Source organism: Stenotrophomonas sp. HMWF003, assembly GCF_003061285.1.
GTDB classification, from domain to species: domain Bacteria; phylum Pseudomonadota; class Gammaproteobacteria; order Xanthomonadales; family Xanthomonadaceae; genus Stenotrophomonas; species Stenotrophomonas maltophilia_AP.
Genome location: NZ_QAIW01000004.1, coordinates 22,618 through 23,866 on the forward strand (window position 1 = coordinate 22,618; position 1,249 = coordinate 23,866).

The following is a 1,249-nucleotide window of genomic DNA, read 5'->3' on the forward strand; positions in this document are numbered from 1 at the left end:
ACTGTATCCGCGGCTGCGCGCGCGTGCGCTGCTGCCGTCCGGTGCGTTGGGCGAGCGCCAGTTCGAGGCCCTGCAGGGACAGACCCGCCCCTACGCGCAGGCATTGGCGCAGTGGCAGGCCGGCAGCGTGGCCGACAGCCGCCGCCATGAGGTGGACATTGAGGGCGTGCGCCTGCATGGGCGCATCAACGACGTGCATGCGCAGGGGATCGTGCGGCTGCGCCCGGGACCGCTCAACGGCCGCGCCGCAATCCGCCACGGCCTGGACTGGCTGCTGGCCAACGCCGCCGGCGACGCGCTGCCCCTGGTGCAGTTCCACGACAGTGGCGAAGAAGGCCTGGGCCCGCACGTGCTGCCGCCGCTGCCGCCCGAACAGGCGCAGCAGGTGCTGCGGCGGCTGCTGCAGCTGCGCAACGCGGGGCTGCGCGCGCCGCTGTTGTATGCGCCGTCCACCGCCTGGGCGCTGTATACCGCGCTGCCGGCCAAGCGCGAGGCCGAGGGCCGCGCGCGCTGGTATGGCAGTGACCGCAGCTGGGCCGAATCCAGCGGTGCCGGCTACCAGCTGGCGCTGCGCGGCCACGATCCTTTCGCCAGCGCCGACAGCTACGGGCAGCTGCTCCACAACAGCTTCGTGGTGTTCACCGCGGTGCGCGAAGGCCGGGTATTTGCCGGCTTCGACGAACAAGGTGCTGCGCGATGACCGCCCCCGACCTGCTGGATGACCCCTACCTGGCGCTGCCGCTGGACGGCGTGCGCCTGATCGAGGCCAGTGCCGGCACCGGCAAGACCTTCACCCTGGCCACCCTGTTCACCCGGCTGGTGGTGGAAAAGGGCTGGCGCATCGGTCAGATCCTGGCGGTGACCTTCACCGATGCGGCCACCCAGGAACTGCGCAAGCGCATCCGCGAGCGCCTGGCCCTGGCCGCGCAGCTGGTGGAACGCGCGCCCAGCGACGAGGACAGCCCCGAGGTGGTGCTGACCCGGTGGATCCTGCAGCGCCAGCTGGCGCTGGGCGAGGAAACCCCGGCCGCGCTGGCACGCCGGCTGCAGACCGCCGCCGATGAAATCGACCTGGCCTCCATCTTCACCATCCATGGCTTCTGCACGCGGGTGCTGCGCGAGCACGCGCTGGAAAGCGGCCATACCTTCGACCCGCCGACGCTGTTGCCCAGCGAACGCGCGCTGCACGACGAACTGGCCGCCGACCTGTGGCGGGTCCACGCCAACGATGCGGCCACTGTCGACGCAC

At 71.6% G+C, this 1,249-nt stretch carries 1 pseudogene; it reads left to right on the forward strand.

From position 1 onward, the window contains the following. A pseudogene (locus DBR34_RS24525) lies at nucleotides 1-1,249 on the forward strand (UvrD-helicase domain-containing protein); the annotation flags it as partial.